General features: G+C 52.9%; 14 protein-coding genes and 1 tRNA gene. 7 read left to right on the top strand and 8 right to left on the bottom strand.

From position 1 onward, the window contains the following. The first annotated feature begins 126 nt into the window (after positions 1-126). A tRNA-Gln gene (locus tag G549_RS0101575) sits at positions 127-201 on the top strand. Between the two features lie 90 nt (positions 202-291). Here G549_RS0101575 and dld read toward each other — a convergent pair. Continuing rightward, the gene (gene dld, locus G549_RS0101570) at positions 292-1,971 is read right to left on the bottom strand and encodes a D-lactate dehydrogenase (protein WP_027833560.1); all 1,680 of its coding nucleotides are present in this window, start codon (positions 1,969-1,971) and stop codon (positions 292-294) included. A 5-nt stretch (positions 1,972-1,976) separates the two neighbouring features. Continuing rightward, complete coding sequence (locus G549_RS0101565; protein ID WP_027833559.1) at positions 1,977-3,146, bottom strand: alpha-hydroxy acid oxidase; 1,170 nt, start codon at positions 3,144-3,146, stop codon at positions 1,977-1,979. A gap of 245 nt (positions 3,147-3,391) precedes the next feature. Between G549_RS0101565 and G549_RS0101560 the strand changes: the two genes are divergently transcribed. Continuing rightward, positions 3,392-4,417, top strand: a complete 1,026-nt coding sequence (locus G549_RS0101560) for an asparaginase (protein ID WP_027833558.1) — start codon at positions 3,392-3,394, stop codon at positions 4,415-4,417. A 17-nt stretch (positions 4,418-4,434) separates the two neighbouring features. On the opposite strand, the gene G549_RS0101555 is transcribed toward G549_RS0101560, so the two are convergent. Then, a complete protein-coding gene (locus tag G549_RS0101555) occupies positions 4,435-5,778 on the bottom strand; it encodes a TIGR03808 family TAT-translocated repetitive protein (RefSeq protein WP_051213137.1) in 1,344 nt (447 codons plus the stop codon). 82 nt (positions 5,779-5,860) lie between these two features. Beyond that, complete coding sequence (locus G549_RS0101550; protein ID WP_027833556.1) at positions 5,861-6,187, bottom strand: YbjQ family protein; 327 nt, start codon at positions 6,185-6,187, stop codon at positions 5,861-5,863. Positions 6,188-6,363: 176 nt separating this feature from the next. On the opposite strand from G549_RS0101550, the gene G549_RS0101545 reads away from it, so the two are divergent. Next, positions 6,364-7,896: a helicase HerA-like C-terminal domain-containing protein gene (locus tag G549_RS0101545; protein WP_027833555.1), complete on the top strand. Its 1,533-nt coding sequence runs from the start codon at positions 6,364-6,366 to the stop codon at positions 7,894-7,896. A 1-nt stretch (position 7,897) separates the two neighbouring features. Continuing rightward, on the top strand, positions 7,898-8,443 hold the full coding sequence (locus tag G549_RS0101540) for a hypothetical protein (RefSeq protein WP_027833554.1): 546 nt from the start codon (positions 7,898-7,900) through the stop codon (positions 8,441-8,443). 53 nt (positions 8,444-8,496) lie between these two features. On the opposite strand, the gene G549_RS0101535 is transcribed toward G549_RS0101540, so the two are convergent. From G549_RS0101535 to msrB, 4 genes are all read right to left on the bottom strand, one after another. Beyond that, positions 8,497-9,072 carry a response regulator gene (locus tag G549_RS0101535; protein WP_156905445.1) on the bottom strand — a complete coding sequence of 192 codons (576 nt, stop codon included), beginning with the start codon at positions 9,070-9,072 and terminating at the stop codon, positions 8,497-8,499. Positions 9,073-9,215: 143 nt separating this feature from the next. Next, positions 9,216-9,812: a superoxide dismutase gene (locus G549_RS0101530; protein WP_027833552.1), complete on the bottom strand. Its 597-nt coding sequence runs from the start codon at positions 9,810-9,812 to the stop codon at positions 9,216-9,218. Positions 9,813-9,912: 100 nt separating this feature from the next. Further along, entirely contained in the window at positions 9,913-11,991 is a 2,079-nt protein-coding gene (locus tag G549_RS0101525; RefSeq protein ID WP_027833551.1) for a S9 family peptidase, read from the bottom strand. A gap of 4 nt (positions 11,992-11,995) precedes the next feature. Further along, positions 11,996-12,409: a peptide-methionine (R)-S-oxide reductase MsrB gene (gene msrB / locus G549_RS0101520; protein WP_036220780.1), complete on the bottom strand. Its 414-nt coding sequence runs from the start codon at positions 12,407-12,409 to the stop codon at positions 11,996-11,998. A 314-nt stretch (positions 12,410-12,723) separates the two neighbouring features. Between msrB and G549_RS0101510 the strand changes: the two genes are divergently transcribed. The 3 genes from G549_RS0101510 to G549_RS0101500 are packed head-to-tail and all read left to right on the top strand — an operon-like array spanning position 12,724 to position 15,943. Next, positions 12,724-15,144 carry a putative monovalent cation/H+ antiporter subunit A gene (locus G549_RS0101510; protein WP_051213134.1) on the top strand — a complete coding sequence of 807 codons (2,421 nt, stop codon included), beginning with the start codon at positions 12,724-12,726 and terminating at the stop codon, positions 15,142-15,144. Beyond that, a complete protein-coding gene (locus G549_RS0101505) occupies positions 15,141-15,566 on the top strand; it encodes a Na+/H+ antiporter subunit B (protein ID WP_027833547.1) in 426 nt (141 codons plus the stop codon). The genes G549_RS0101510 and G549_RS0101505 overlap by 4 nt, the downstream gene beginning before the upstream one ends. After that, positions 15,566-15,943: a Na+/H+ antiporter subunit C gene (locus tag G549_RS0101500; RefSeq protein ID WP_027833546.1), complete on the top strand. Its 378-nt coding sequence runs from the start codon at positions 15,566-15,568 to the stop codon at positions 15,941-15,943. Before G549_RS0101505 ends, G549_RS0101500 begins: the two co-directional genes overlap by 1 nt. The last annotated feature ends 5 nt before the right edge of the window (positions 15,944-15,948 follow it).

Raw genomic sequence — 15,948 nt, 5'->3', positions numbered from 1 at the left:
ACCGCTTTGGCCGCCTAAAGGCAAGTTTGTGCAAAAAGTTTGAAAAAGGTGGTTTTCAAAGGTTGCACATCCAAATGAAAACGCATATATACCGACACCGTTCAGTCATTTATTTGACGAACATACTGGGGCGTGGCCAAGTGGTAAGGCAGCGGTTTTTGGTATCGCCATTCGCAGGTTCGAATCCTGCCGCCCCAGCCATCATCTTTCCAAAATTATTGATTTGAATCCGCAGCATTTTGCAGGCGACGAAACTGCGTTTTTTGTCGGTGAGCTGCTTCGGTTTGAGGCTTAACCGTAATGCTTTTTCTTCGACATTTTGCCGATGCCCGGATTGAATGAATTGGTCGGGTCACAGCACTGATAATGCGCCGCCAAATCGGGTTTGGCCACGTAAAGATGCCCCACATTATGTTCGGCGGGATATTCAGCGCCGCGCTGGTCCAGCAACTCAAGCATCTGCGCCTTCAACGCCTTGAGGTCTGCGCCTTTTTTGACGATATAATCCTGGTGCAGGACATGGCAGAAGAAGTGCCCGTAATAGAGCTTATGCACCAATTGCTCGTCAATTTCTGGCGGCAATTGTTCATACCAATCCAGATCATTGCGCTGCAGGGCAATATCCAGCGGGATAATCTCTTCAACCTCGGTCCCATGGATCGCCATATAACGCACAGCAGCGCCGGCGGCGGCAAACCGATGTAGCCCCGCCAACTTGGCTTCCCGTGCGCTGCATTCGAAAGAATCACCATCACGATCGGCAAACAGCTTGGCCAAATATGCTGCCGCCTCGTCGACACCCTCATCGCGCATCTTCAGAATCAAATGATGGCGATAGCGTTGGCGAAATTCCATCATCCGTTTGGGCAAAACGCGCGGGGTGAGGCGGGCAAACAGTTGCATGAGACGGTCGGTCAAATTGGCGAAGCCGGGAACATTGCGCAACCGCGAATCGATCGCGCCTTTTAAGGCGAAGAAGGTCGGCAAGCGGTCTGTGCCCAACCAATCGATCATCATCACCGTGTCTTTGCCGTAGCGTTCGGTCAGATCAAACACTTCGCGTTCCATATATTCGCCAGAGACAGGCAATGAGTCAAAATGCGCCAGGATATGCCGACGCAATGTGGTGAGATCTTCGGTATTGTTGGTGCCGATATAAAATGTCTTTTGCTTTTCCGGCTGGGGGTAGCTGTCGAGGCGCACCGCGAATATCGCCATCTTCCCAGCGCAGCCTGAGGCTTCGTGCAGCCGTTTTTTGTCGGCATTGAAGCGGGCTGGCGTATCCGCATCGACAGCACGCACATGGTCCGCATAGTCTGTGGCCGAGGCTTTGCGGTTGGTCTCGGCCGGGTTTTTGTCGAAGTCGCCCTGTTCCAGCCGCGTGAGTATCTCCTCGGGTGTTTCCCCTAAATCGATCCCCAAATGATTGACCAATTGAAGCTGACCATCCGCATCAATCTGCGCAAACAGCGACAATTCGGTGTAGGCGGGCCCGCGTTCAACCAACGAGCCACCAGAATTGTTGCACACGCCGCCAACGATGGATGCGCCGATGCAGGATGAGCCGATCACCGAATGCGGCTCGCGGCCGAGCGGCGCCAATAGCTTTTCAAGCGAGAAGAGGGTGGACCCGGGAAAACCAATCACTTGCTTGCCCTGATCAAGCAAATGGATTTTGTCCATCCGCTGGGTATTGATCAACACCACGTCGCGATCATAGCGGCCCGACGGGGTGGAGCCTTCCGTTAAGCCCGTATTGGCGGCTTGCATAATGATGATTTTGTCTGCTGCCCAACAGGCCTGCACAATTTGCCATTGTTCCAGCAAAGTGCCCGGCTGCACAACACACAGCGCTTCCCCTTCGCCAGAGCGAAAGCCGCGCCGAAATCGTTCGGTGGCACGTTGACCTGTGCGCACATGGCGTTTGCCCACAATGGCGCGAAATCTATTAATTAGGTCTTCGTTGGTCATTCAGGTCATTCGCCAAATTGGCCGCAACCATCTTTAAAACGCACATTATGACGACCCAGTTGATCAATGGTGCTCACGCCCATCAGGCGCATATCACGCTCAATTTCCGCGCGCATCAAGCCAAGCGCGCGTTCAACGCCGGGCTGGCCCGCTGCGGCGAGCGGATAGAGATATTGCCGCCCAACACCAACAGCCTTGGCGCCAAGCGACAGCGCTTTAAGCACATGAGTGCCGCGCTGAACGCCGCTATCCATCAGCACGTCAAGGCGGTCACCAACTGCATCGACAATCTCCGCCAACTGATCAAAAGGCGTGCGCGACCCATCAAGCTGTCGGCCGCCATGGTTGGAGAGCACAATGCCCGTGCAGCCAATATCCGCCGCGCGGCGCGCATCCTCAACGGTCATGACGCCTTTTAGGCAGAATTGTCCGTCCCAATCACGCACCATTTGCGCAACATCGTCCCAGTTCAATGTGGGGTCGAGCATTTCGGTGAAATAGCCGCCAATTGAACTTGTGCCGCCGCCCATCGATACATGCTCTTCAAGCTGCGGCAGCCGAAATTTTTCATGGGTCACATAATTGATGCCCCACATGGGCTTGAGCATAAATTGCGTCAGACCAGCCAGATTTAAGCGGAATGGAATTGAGAAGCCCGTGCGCAAATCGCGCTCGCGATTGCCACCTGTGATGCTGTCGACGGTCAACATCATCACATCTACTTTCGCCTCTTTCGCACGTTGCATCATCGCTTTGTTCAGCCCGCGGTCGCGGTGGAAATAAAACTGATAAATCTGCGGGTTTTTGTGCTTTTGCCGCAATTCCTCTAGCGACACTGTGCCCAAGGAGGAGACGCCAAACATGGTGCCATATTTTTCCGTGGCGGCAGCGACCGCGCGCTCACCTTTGTGATGAAACAGCCTTTGCAACGCAGTGGGCGAACAATAGACCGGCATGTCGAGCTTTTGCCCCATCACGGTGACCGACATATCAATGTCGCGCACCCCGGCCAAAACTGATGGCAAGAGGTCACATCGGTTAAATGCCTTGCTGTTCTCCGCCAATGTCACTTCATCGTCGGCACCACCATCAATGTAATTAAAGATCGGTCCGGGCAATCTGCGCTTCGCCAGCTTGCGAAAATCTTGGAAATTATAGCAGTCTTTCAAACGCATGACGCGTGCCCCTTTGTAACCCTCCGCGCGGCAGTAATTGCAGACGCGGCCTTCAACAACTTGCCTTTCTTTTTAGCGCCTATTGCAGTGATAGAAAAGTCGCCCTAGGCCGGATTAGACCAATGGGGACGGCCTAGCGGCCCCGGGTTGGCCAACCACTATTAGCGAAATGGCGCATTGGTAGACCGACCTGGCTATGCTATTGATCGCCCAAAAGCGCCATAGGCAGTAAGAGGGGATCATAAATGCAGCAAACTGCAAATCCGGTTTTGGTAGAGTTCACACGTGGAAATTGGGTGGAAAACCGCCATCGCGCGGCCTTCTGTGTTGCCGATTCCAGCGGCAAGATTGTTGCAAGCGCTGGCGATGTGGATCACCCCATTTTCCCGCGTTCTGCCATTAAATCGTTGCAAGCCCTGGCCTTATTCGAAAGTGGTGCGGTTGATCAATTCGCCCTCGATGACCGCGACCTGGCACTGGCCTGCGCGTCTCATAAAGGCGAGCCGATCCACGTGGAAGGCGTCGAACGGTTTCTCGACAAAATTGGTATGAGCGCCGACCAGCTTGAATGTGGTGCGCACGTGCCATCCGACAAAGCCGCGCGCGAGGCCATGCGGGCGAAAGGTGAAACGCCGACGGCGTTGCACAATAACTGTTCCGGTAAGCACACAGGCATGTTGGCCGTGGCCAAAGCCATGGGTGTCGATCCGAAGGGCTATATTGAGCAAGACCATGCCGTGCAAAAGCTGGTGCGTTCCTGCGTTGAAAAAGTGGTGGGTGACACGATGAGCACCGACAGATGCGGTCGCGACGGGTGTTCAATTCCAACTTGGGCGTCGCCCTTGCGCGGGTTTGCCACTGGATTTGCCAAACTGAGCGATCCAAATTCGGATTTACCTGCCCTTTATACGCAAGCAGGGCAGCGCCTGTTTGACGCATGTGCGCAAAACGCCATGTTGGTCGCAGGCACTGATCGCATTGATACCGATGCGATGGAGGCGTTCAAAGGCCAATTGATGATGAAAGTCGGCGCGGACGGCGTATTCTGTGGCGCCTTGCGCAATAGCCACTTAGGGTTTGCCCTGAAAGTGGACGATGGCTCTGTTCCTGCCGCTGAGGCAATCGTCGCCGGGCTGGTGGCCAGCTTGGCCGAGGCATCAGACGCCCAAAAGAAATTGCTGGCGCAATGGTCTCACAAAACCACGAAAAATTGGCGCGGCTTTGAAGTGGGCGCAGCGCATTTGAGCGGCGAATTCGCCTCGTTCCTTTAGTGGTGAGCTTTTAGGGCCTAGCCGACAACATTGTTGGCGACAAAAATATGGTCTGGCGATTTCTTCGCCAGATCATCAAATTCAACATCCCGCCATTTGCTTCCCACCATCGGTTGCTCACACTCAAAAAGCGAATTGCCCGTAATATTGATCGGGCCATCGCCTTCAACTGCCGAAGCGGCAATGCCATATTTGCATTTGCGCACCAAATTGCCATTGGCCAGCAAATTGCGGTGATAAGGACCCCAACCGAGCAGGAGGCCAGCGCCGGGCACATTTTCCACCACATTGCCCGATAGCACGCAATCTGCCTCCGCAGCGATGCCGAGTGGAATGGTGTCGGGATTGTTGGGGCTTTTTTCCCAAATATTGCGCACAATATTGTTGGCGCACACAGCCAAGTAGCCGCCATCATTGTAATTGGTGATTGAAATGCCGGTGGCCGCTTCGTCAATCACATTGTTGCTGATCAAAGAGCCCGAAAACCCGAATTCGGAGAAGATCGCCACTTCACCCAACCGCTGACAATTATTGCCGATGATCTGCGTGTTGCGCGTGCCGTTGGCGCGCACCGCTGTAAATCCACAATCTTTAATTACATTGTTCGCCACGATGACATTCTGTGCTCGAAACACGTTGATGCCATTGCCATTTTGGCCGTTGCCGCCGCTACGCCACTCAATATTTTCAATCTGATTGTGGGTGACAATCGTGCCATCAAAGCCCGGTTCATCACGCCAAATCAAAATGCCATTGTTGCCGCATCCATTGATGATGTTGCCGCGCACTTGCGATTGCACGCCATTGGTCAAAAAGATCGCCGCGCTGCCCACCTGTTCGAAGCGATTGCTGTTGAGTTGCACTTGCGCGTCATATCCCCAAACGCCGTGTTTGGCGCTGGCGAAAAAGCCGCATTCCTCAATATTCACATTGCGCACGGATTGCATGTAAAGGATCGCGTCCGCCGCCAGGTCTTGCGCCCCCACCAAATCAAACTGTTCAAGGGCGATATTTTGCGCACCGACCAACGAAAAAATAGGCTTATCCGTGAGCTGCACCAGTTTGGTCGCGCTGCCTGCACCAATGATTTGTGTGCTGGAAGGTAAAGTAACATTTGATATCTGGTAGCTACCAGCGGGCAGGAAAAGCTTTTGCTTGGCGCTGTTGGCTGCATTGATCGCGGTGGCCAATGCCTCGGCCTGGTCATAAGGCGCACCGGGGGCGAGGCCAAAATTTCGGCCATCAAGCAGGGCGCCGCTCACATTGTTTTGCGCCATAAGTGGCGAGGCAACGCCCATAGCTGAGGCAGCGCCTAAAAAGGATGCGCCGCCAGTCATCAAAAAATGTCGCCGATTTATCATGCACCCCTCCCGAACTGCTAGTCTATTGAGCGTGAAATACCGTTCAATTGCAAGCCAAGAGGACCCTGCTGGTTAACTTGGTTCAGGTTTTCCGCAGTTTAACGGCGGTGCCCGAGCAGGTCACCATCAACATGGCACCGCGTGACCCAACAGTTTCATAGTCGATATCAATGCCGATAACGGCATCGGCGCCGATGGCGCGCGCCCGATCGCACATTTCTTCAAGGGCGGCTTTGCGTGATCTGCTCAATGTTTCTTCATAGGCACCGGAGCGGCCACCGATATAGTCGGTCACGGTCGCCATAATGTCGCGAATAAAGTTGGCACCCAGAATAGTTTCCCCCATCACGATGCCCATATATTCGGTAATCTCGAAACCATCGAGCGTGTCCGTTGTCGTCGTCAGCATGTCCAGCCCCCAAAATAAGTCTGCTCGACAAATGGGGCATCGCTTGTGTCTTTTCAAGTCAAACCACCAACTGAACTGATGTGTTGGGCATATTTGTCAAAAAAAACAATGGTCCTATTGAGATTTGTTCATCGCACGGCTTATATAAACCTTCAAAATTCTGGAAGGGCCATTGGATGTTTGTTGACGGCAAGGTTTATCTTGGCACCAGCACCCAAGCTGAATATCTCGATCTGAAGTTGGCCAATCGCCACGGCTTGATCACTGGGGCAACCGGCACAGGTAAAACTGTAAGCCTGCAAATCATGGCTGAAGGCTTTTCGCGGGCAGGGGTGCCTGTGTTTTGCGCTGACGTGAAGGGCGACCTCTCCGGTGTTGCGGTAAGCGGCGAAACCAAAGACTTTTTGGAAGAGCGCGCTCAAAATATTGGCTTTGACGATTATGTCTATGAAGCCTTTCCGACCATCTTTTGGGATTTGTTCGGCCGCCAGGGCCACCCCATTCGCGCCACCATTTCCGATATGGGCCCGCTTTTGCTGGCCCGGCTGATGGATTTGACCGAAGTGCAAGAAGGCGTGATCAATATCGCCTTTGCATACGCGGATGATGAGGGCATGTTGCTGCTGGACCTGAAGGACCTGCGCGCGATTTTGGCCGATATTGACGAAAATTCCGATATTATTTCCAGGCGATATGGCCGGGTCTCCCGTGCCTCAATCGGTGCCATCCAACGCTCGCTATTGGTGCTGGAGCAGCAGGGCGCCGAAAACTTCTTTGGCGAACGCGCGCTGGATATCAGAGACCTGATGCGCACCGACAAAGACGGACGCGGTGTTGTGAGTGTGTTGGCGGCAGATGAATTGATGCAATCGCCGCGCCTTTACGCCACGTTTTTGCTGTGGCTGTTGTCAGAGCTATTTGAAGAACTGCCAGAAGTTGGCAATCCGGACAAACCGCATTTGGTGTTCTTTTTCGATGAAGCGCATTTGCTGTTTGATGACGCGCCAGACGCATTGATGGATAAGGTTGAGCAAGTGGTCAAACTGGTCCGCTCCAAAGGGGTGGGCGTTTATTTTGTGACCCAAAATCCGCTCGACATTCCCGACCCCGTGCTGGCGCAACTGGGCAACCGGGTGCAACATGCTTTGCGGGCCTATACGCCGCGTGAGCAACGTGCGGTGAAAACAGCGGCCGATACATTCCGGCCCAATCCAGCATTTGATACCAAGGAAGTGATCACCCAATTGGGTGTGGGTGAAGCGCTGGTGTCAACGCTTGAGAAAAAAGGTGTTCCCTCGATCGTTGGGCGCACCATGATGCGGCCACCATCATCGCGACTTGGCCCGATCACGCCAGAGGAGCGCAAGCAGATTATCGCAAACAGCCCTGTGGCAGCGTTGTATGATCAAACCATGGATCGCGATTCTGCTTATGAAGAACTGCAGCGCCGTGCAGAGGCAAAATTGCGCGAAGAAGAATTGCAGCTTGAGCGCGAACAAAAAGATGATTTTGGCGACCTTTGGGACACGCGCACAGGCTACCGCGACAAATATCGCGATGATCGCCCCAAAACAAAACGCAAGACAAGTCAATCCCGGCGTCAAACGCCAACAGAAGCAGCCGTAAAAACCTTCGCGCGCACCGTTGCGCGACAGTTGGGGAACCAACTGGTTCGTGGTATTCTCGGTTCACTCAAGCGGGGGCGTTAGAATGAAGGGAAAAAAACCAATCAAGACTGCCGGATTTCTGGTGCCTGCAGACCGGGCCGAACACCAAAAGCAAATCACAAAGGCCCACGCGACTGGCGAATTTTTGGCGCAGAAGAAGGTCGATATCTGCTGTGCGATGCCGACCGGAGAGGTGGCTTCAGGCTTTGTATCCGGGGCGCTGTCCAAAAATGGCCGGGTGATGGTCTATCATCAAGAAAATACGCCAAGCGTCAAATTACCTGACGGCGCTGAAATCATTGAGATAAACGGGTCGCCAATCGAACCCATCGCACAATCGGTTTCACATTTCTGGGTGCTGCCTTGTGGCGTGCAGGATTTAGGGCGATATTTGGAAACATGGCTGGCCTCAGCCTGTCGGCCCCTTGTGTGCCTGTCCAAAAGCGACGAGTTTTTGTTGCTTCGCGGCTTCATGCAGGATGTGGTGGCCGTTGATCGGCCCGACGCACTGGAGCGCATTATTTTTGCCAGATCAGTGGAAGAAGGCTGGGATAAAGTCGCGACGCTGTTGTCGGAAACACCGCGCTAAATTCTCAATCAGTAGATGTTCGTAGGTAGGTGCCCCGTGTGAAATGAGGGGCCTTAATGCGGCTTATCGCTCATGCTGGTCAGCTTGTCGCGATAGGCAGAAAACTCAATCACATTGTCATGCTGGGCGCTCATTTGCCCAAGCTGCCCATGGTCAAAGGGACGAGGCTGGTTCTCATTGTGGGATTCATCATCGCGCCAATCGCGGCTGGATGCCGCTGAAGTGGGGATGCGCACAAATTTTCCATTGGCCCCAAGGCGGGCGCTTACCCGCTCCTTGATATAGGCCGGAGACATGGGTTTCACGATGATCTCATCAATGCCGGCATTGACCACACTGGCCTGCAATTCCCGGTCAATATTTTTAATCATGGTGATGGTTTGTAACGTCTCAACATCAATGCTGGGATTGCTGCGCAAGCTGTTCAAAACATCTGGTGCAGAGCGGTCAGCGAGCTGATAATCAAGGATCAAGAGGTCAAGCGGCGCAATGTCGGCATAGCGCAAAAGATGGGCCGCGCTGGAAAATTCACGCAGGCGAAGACCCGCGACATCACGCAGGACCATGGCCAAGATTGAACTTAGCGCTGAGTTTTGCGTCAGTATTCCAACGACCTTGGTTTCGAACAAATCACCTCTCCCGTGGTTAATGAATGGTTAACACTGGAAAAGGTGATTTGCCTAGAGATTCGTTGTTTTTTTCACAGACCAAAAAAAATCCGCCAAACCCAGGGGCTTGGCGGATCGTAAATTTTCACCATTGAATCGTGGGATTATTTCGCAGCTTCGTAAAGCTCTGCCACATATTCCCAGTTCACAAGTGAGTCGAAGAAAGCTTCGAGGTATTTTGGACGCGCATTGCGATAATCAATGTAGTAGGAGTGCTCCCACACATCGCAACCAAGCAACGGTGTTTCGCCATGAATCAGCGGGTTTTCACCGTTTGGCGTTTTGGTTACGGCCAGTTTGCCGTCTTTCATCACAAGCCATGCCCAGCCTGAACCGAACTGAGTCGCACCGGCATTCAAGAATGCTTCGCGGAACTCGTCGACAGAGCCAAGATCTGATTTGATTTGAGCTTCCAAATTACCCGGAATTGAACCGCCACCATTAGGCTTCATCCACTTCCAGAAGTGATTGTGGTTGAAATGCTGAGCCGCATTGTTGAACAAGCCAGCATTTTTGCCATAGCTTTCGCGCACAATATCTTCCAAAGATTTGCCTTCAAGACCAGAACCTTCAAGCAGCTTGCTGCCGTTGGTCACATAAGCCTGATGGTGCTTATCATGGTGATATTCCAGCGTCTCAGCTGACATATATGGGTTCAATGCGTCGTAGGCATAGGGAAGTTCTGGCAATTCAAAAGACATGATTGGCCTCCAATATTGTTCTTCGTTGGTCTTCATTTTCTAAACTCTTATACGCGGTTCTTTGTTCCGCAACAAGAGGTATGGAAAGAAAAAGCTTTCTTTATTTAGCGCCTTTTGTGGTTTGTAAGGCGAACGCATAGGCGAGGGCGGTTTCCTTGATTTTTTCAAAACGCCCAGACATGCCCGCATGACCGGCGCCCATATGTGTTTTTAAAATCAGTGGGTTATCGTCGGTCTTAAACTCACGCAATTTCGCCACCCATTTGGCTGGCTCCCAATAGGTGACCCGTGGGTCCGTCAGCCCAGCCATGACAAAGATGGCAGGATATTCCTTGGCCTCAATATTGTCATAAGGCGAATAGCTGGCGATATATTCATAGTCCTCTTTCGAGGTGATTGGATTGCCCCATTCCGGCCATTCCGGTGGGGTGAGGGGTAGCGTATCGTCAAGCATCGTGTTCAGCACATCTACAAACGGAACGAGCGCAAGAATAGACGCAAACAAATCAGGAGCCTGATTGGCGACAGCGCCCATCAACATGCCGCCTGCCGAGCCGCCCATTGCGGCAATATTGCCTTTTGAGGTGTAGCCTTGCTCCACCAACATTTCACCCGCCGCAATGAAATCATTGAACGTGTTCTTTTTGTTGTGTTTTTTGCCTGATGTGTACCAGTTATAGCCCTTTTCCATGCCGCCACGAATATGGGCGATGGCATAAACCATGCCCCGATCGACCAGCGACAAAGTGGAGATTGAGAAACCAGCGGACATGGACATGCCATATGAGCCATAGCCATAGAGCAACAGTGGCGCACTTCCATCGGGTTTGAAGTCTGCACGATGCAAAATCGTTACGGGCACCTGCGCGCCGTCGGGCGCAGTCGCAAACAGGCGGTGTGTCACATAATCATCCGGATTATGGCCCGAAGGGATTTCCTGCGTTTTCAGCAATGTGCGTGATTTGCTGTCGATGCGATAATCAAACACTTGCGGTGGCGTCGTGGGGGAAGAGTAAAAATAGCGAATTTCATCGGTATCAAACTCGTAACCTGCTGAAACTGAAAGCGTATAGGCTTCTTCTTTGAAGCTGATTTCTTCCTCGTGACCAGTTTCAAGATTGCGCACAATGATGCGCGGCAGGCCTTCAAACTCTTCCTTGCGCACCAAATAGCGCGATTTCAAGAAATATCCCTTCAGCAACACACCAGGGCGGTGTGGCACCAAATCGGTCCAATGCTCAATGCCCGGATTGTCAATTGGTGCGGTTGCCAATTTGTAGTCCTCGGCACCATCCGCATTGGTGCGGATGTAGAACAGGCCGTTCGCATCATCAATGGAGTATTCGCGTCCATTTTGCCGCGCAGCCACCAATGTCGGCGCGCCCAGCTTGTGAGCATCGATAAAGCGCACCTCGCTGGTTTCATGGTCGTGGCTATCAATGATGATATAATTGCCCGAATTGGTTTTCCCTACGCCCAAAAAGAACCCTGAATCCGGCTCCTCATAGATCATCGCATCATTTGCGGGATCATCGCCCAGCTTGTGGTGAAATACCTTGTGCGGGCGGTGGTTATCGTCCTGCACCGTGTAGAAAAAACTCTTGGAATCTGCAGCCCATGTCACGCCGCCAGTGGTGCTCTTGATCTCGTCTTTAAGCTCTTTGCCGGACTCGAGGTCGCGCACATAGATCGTGAAATATTCAGAGCCATTGCGGTCAGCAGACCAAGCGAGAAGTTTATGGTTGGGCGAATGCGTCGCCCCGCCAGAACGGAAATAGCCCTCACCAGCCTCTTTGTTGATGTCGAGCAGCACGGTTTCATTGCTGCCATCGCGATCTGTGCGGCAAATTTGTGAATATTGCTGCCCTTCAAGCGTGCGCGAGAAATAAGCATAGTCGCCATCTTTGAATGGCACAGAGCTGTCATCTTCTTTAATCCGGCCCCGGATCTCTTTATAGATTTGCTCGCGCAAATCGGCACTATCGTCCATATGGGCGTTGAAAAAGTCATTCTCGGCTTCCAGATAGGCGCGAATGTCGCTGTCGAGTGCCTCCGGCTCGCGCATGACTTGCTGCCAATTATCGTCGCGCAACCAGTGGTAGGGGTCGTTCCGTTCAATATCGTGGTGAACGGTGACATGATCTTTTTTTGCAGCCTTCGGAGGCGTTAGTTTGCTCATATTCTCAATCATCTTCCGGTTGCGGCACAAAGTTTAGTGCAGTGCCGTTGGTGCAATATCGCTTTCCTGTGGGTTGTGGCCCATCCTCAAACATATGTCCAATATGTGATTGGCACGCCGCACACACAATTTCGAGCTTCCGGGCAAAAAATGTGCGCTGCACTTGCAGCTCTACCGCGCTTTCTGGCGCTTCATCAAAAAAGCTTGGCCAGCCCGAGCCTGACTCATATTTATGTGTCGACGAAAACAGCGGCGCACCACATCCTTTGCAAAAATACTGGCCCTGCGCTTGCTGGTCATTATAGGGATGCGAAAAAGCCCGCTCTGTGCCCTTCTGGCGCAAGACGTGGTATTCGAGTTCGCCGAGTTCGCGACGCCAATCCTGTTCGGATTTTTGTGTGTTAGATGTTTTGGACATGCTCAAAAAGGAAAGTTTCGGTTTGATTGTAACTTGGGTCGCTCTGCCGCAACAATCAAGTCTTTGCAAATTCAATTCTGATGTTTATACGATATTTCCGAATTTGATGATCCGAAAACACTGCAAAACCGTTGTTTCAACGGCGCTTGCCCTTGTCGGTTTCCTTCAAAATGGGTCAAATTGTGCAACAATTTCTGCGATTCGACCTGAGACGCGAAAAATTGCGCTCTAATGCCAACCGTGCTGATCCCAGTTCGGCAAATTGCAAGATAAACGTCCAGGCCAATGTGGACGTGCCAGATGGAGAGTGATCATTGTCCGACTTGCCAAATAATCATGCACTGCTGCTGATTGCACTGGCGCCATTTATTGCCGCCCTGTTTGCTCCTTGGGTCAATCGGTTTGCTCGGCCCATCTCAGGTTGGATATTGGCCACGGTCCCCGCAGCAATTTTTCTGGTGCTGACCACCTATATCGCCGACATTGCGGCTGGCGGCACAAAAAACTTCGCCATCGCATGGGTCAACTCCAATTATTTTCCACTGCCGATCAATCTGAGTTTTTACGTTGATGGGCTGAGTTTGGTCTTTGCCATGCTGATCTCCGGCATCGGCACATTTATCGTCACTTACTCCGGCGGCTATTTGAACGGGCATCGCCATCAAGGGCGGTTCTTCTCGTTTATCTTGATGTTTATGGGGTCAATGCTTGGCCTCGTGTTGGCTGACAACATCATGACATTGTTCGTGTTTTGGGAATTGACCTCCATCACGTCCTTCCTGCTGATCGGCTTTAACCACAACAAAGAGGCATCGCGCCGCGCAGCGATTCAGGCGCTGGTGATAACAGGCGGCGGCGGCTTGTTGCTCTTGTTTGGCCTGCTGATGATCTTTGCGGTGAGCGGACATAGCGAGTTGAGCACATTGATGCGCGACCCAAACGTCCTGCGCGATAGCCCCTTCTATCTGATGGTTTTGCTGCTGGTGCTGGGTGGTGCCTTTACCAAATCTGCGCAAGTGCCATTCCACTTCTGGCTGCCAAATGCCATGGAAGCACCAACGCCGGTTTCAGCCTATCTGCACTCGGCCACGATGGTGAAAGCAGGGGTCTATTTGCTGGCACGTATGAGCCCGGTTTTGAACGAAACCGTATATTGGAACACGATTTTGCCCATCTTTGGCGGGATCACGCTGCTTACCGGCGCGATCATGGCGCTGCGGCAAACTGATATGAAGCAAATGCTGGCCTACACCACCTTGGGGTCCTTGGGCATGCTGGTAATGCTGCTGGGGTTAAGCGAGAAGGTCGCCATATTGGCCGCCTTGCTGTTCCTCGTGGCGCACGCCTTCTATAAGGGCGCCCTATTTATGGTGGTTGGCGCGATTGATCATGAATCCGGCACCCGCGACCTGACCGAAGTGTCGGGTCTGCGCTATAAATTGCCATTCACCTTTATCGCTGCGCTGTTGGCGGCCATATCCATGGCTGGCTTCCCGATTTCACTCGGCTATTTCGCCAAGGAAGAAATCTATCTGTTGTTCGGTCCAGAAAATATCTGGAGCATGTTGCTCGTGCTTGTTGCCTTGCTTGGCAATGGCTTGATGATGGCCGCAGGTTTGGCAATTGCCATCAAACCATTCTTTGGTCCAAAATTGGAAACGCCAAAATCGCCGCATGAAGCGCCGCTTTCAATGATCTGGGGGCCTTTGGTCCTCGGCGTTTTGGGCTTTGCCGCGGGGTACTACATCACAGATGTGGGCGAAGTGTTCTTCGGTCCAGCGGCCACAGCCATTTACGCCAAACTGGTCGAGCCGCACCTCAAACTTCACTTCGATCTGCTGCTCGTGACATTGTCTGTTGCCACTTGGGTTGTCGGCGGCCTGGCGTTCTATAAGCTTGACGCCATCCGCAGCTTTTTGCGCCGCGTGGCCAATGTGTGGCGTTGGGGACCAGACCAAGGCTTCGATCAATTTATGTTCGGCATGATCCGCTTCGCGGATTGGATTACCCGCGTTTTGCATCACGGGCGGTTGGAGTTCTATTTGATCCTGGTTTTCGTTTGTTTAGCAGGGGCCTTGTTTGCGCCGCTGGTCATACAGAATGCACTGCCCGAAATTCCAGCATTTCCAAATCTACGCTTCTACGAATGGGCCATTCTGGCCATTGCTGCCCTTGGCTTGGGGGCCGTGATCGTCGCCAAAACCCGCCTCGTGGCGATCGTATCGCTTGGCATTCAGGGGTTTGCTGTGGCCATGATCTTCTTGCTGTTCGGGGCTCCAGATTTGGGTTTCACCCAATTGATGGTTGAAACCCTTTCAGTTGTTATTCTGGCATTGGTGATGACTCGCCTGCATCTGGACCAGCGCGACGCTCGGGTGTTGGAAGAGGCGGTACGCGATGGGGCAATTGCCATCGTGTGTGGCTTTGGGTTTGTGGCGCTGCTGCTGGCGGTGCTCAGCGTAGAGCTCGACACCAGCCTCTCAGAATTCTTCGTGGAAACCAGTGTGCCGATTGCCCATGGCCGCAACATCGTCAATGTGATCCTGGTCGATTATCGTGCGCTGGATACGCTGGGTGAAATCTCAGTGGTGATGACCGCGGGTATCGCAATATTGGCGCTTATCGGTATTCGCCTTGGCGGCCCGAAACGTGGCATTGGGGCGCCGAAGAAACTGGCCCCGAAACCACGTCAACCAAAACGCACAACCGCGAGAAGCAAAGGAGCGCGCGCATGAATACGGTGATATTTAGAACCGTTGCCCCTTATTTGGCGGCCCTGATGGTGCTGTTTTCAGTGTTCGTTTTGTTGCGTGGCCATAACGAGCCGGGCGGTGGCTTTATTGGCGGATTGATCGCCGCTTCGGCGATCGCGATTTATGGTATTGCCGCAGGTGTTGATGAAGTGCGCAAAGCACTCGTTTTCCATCCCATCGCGGTGGCAGGGTTGGGTGTGTTTCTCGCGGGCATCGCGGGGCTTATGTCTTTATTTGTCGACGCGCCGTTCCTTAAAGGCTTGTGGCTGTTCCTCGAATTGAGCGACGGCAGCGAGTTGGCGCTGTCCACCCCCCTGCTGTTCGACATCGGCGTTTATTGCGTTGTGGTCGGGGCGATCTCCTCCATCGCGCTGGCGCTGGAAGAAGATGAGGAGACACGCTAATGGAAATCGCACTCGCTTGCCTCATTGGCCTGTTTTTCACCGTCGCGATATATCTTTTGCTGTCACGCTCTTTGATCCGCATGTTGCTTGGCATTGCCATCATCGGCAACGGCGTAAACTTGCTGATTTTCACGGTCGGTCGTGTCACACGAGAAGTGCCGCCTATCGTGCCAGATGGCGAATATGCACCACTGGAACCTATCGCCAATCCGCTGCCACAGGCGCTGATTTTGACTGCGATTGTAATTGGCTTTTCATTGTTCGCCTTTTTGCTGGTGCTGACTTACCGCGCCTATCAGGAACTGGACGCCGACAATACTGACACGATGCGTGTGGCAGAGCCCGAGGATAGCCCTCGACCGCCGCTGAGTTACTAGGAGAC

The organism is Maritalea myrionectae DSM 19524 (genome assembly GCF_000423365.1).
Taxonomy (GTDB): Bacteria; Pseudomonadota; Alphaproteobacteria; order Rhizobiales; family Devosiaceae; genus Maritalea; species Maritalea myrionectae.
This window is presented reverse-complemented; position numbering and strand designations above follow the sequence as displayed.

What these genes read in the sequence shown, in the direction of transcription:
- dld (WP_027833560.1), bottom strand. Translation starts at nt 1,971, where the DNA reads ATGACCAACGAAGACCTAATTAATAGATTTCGCGCCATTGTGGGCAAA.
- G549_RS0101565 (WP_027833559.1), bottom strand. Translation starts at nt 3,146, where the DNA reads ATGCGTTTGAAAGACTGCTATAATTTCCAAGATTTTCGCAAGCTGGCG.
- G549_RS0101560 (WP_027833558.1), top strand. Translation starts at nt 3,392, where the DNA reads ATGCAGCAAACTGCAAATCCGGTTTTGGTAGAGTTCACACGTGGAAAT.
- G549_RS0101555 (WP_051213137.1), bottom strand. Translation starts at nt 5,778, where the DNA reads ATGATAAATCGGCGACATTTTTTGATGACTGGCGGCGCATCCTTTTTA.
- G549_RS0101550 (WP_027833556.1), bottom strand. Translation starts at nt 6,187, where the DNA reads ATGCTGACGACGACAACGGACACGCTCGATGGTTTCGAGATTACCGAA.
- G549_RS0101545 (WP_027833555.1), top strand. Translation starts at nt 6,364, where the DNA reads ATGTTTGTTGACGGCAAGGTTTATCTTGGCACCAGCACCCAAGCTGAA.
- G549_RS0101540 (WP_027833554.1), top strand. Translation starts at nt 7,898, where the DNA reads ATGAAGGGAAAAAAACCAATCAAGACTGCCGGATTTCTGGTGCCTGCA.
- G549_RS0101530 (WP_027833552.1), bottom strand. Translation starts at nt 9,812, where the DNA reads ATGTCTTTTGAATTGCCAGAACTTCCCTATGCCTACGACGCATTGAAC.
- G549_RS0101525 (WP_027833551.1), bottom strand. Translation starts at nt 11,991, where the DNA reads ATGAGCAAACTAACGCCTCCGAAGGCTGCAAAAAAAGATCATGTCACC.
- msrB (WP_036220780.1), bottom strand. Translation starts at nt 12,409, where the DNA reads ATGTCCAAAACATCTAACACACAAAAATCCGAACAGGATTGGCGTCGC.
- G549_RS0101505 (WP_027833547.1), top strand. Translation starts at nt 15,141, where the DNA reads ATGAATACGGTGATATTTAGAACCGTTGCCCCTTATTTGGCGGCCCTG.
- G549_RS0101500 (WP_027833546.1), top strand. Translation starts at nt 15,566, where the DNA reads ATGGAAATCGCACTCGCTTGCCTCATTGGCCTGTTTTTCACCGTCGCG.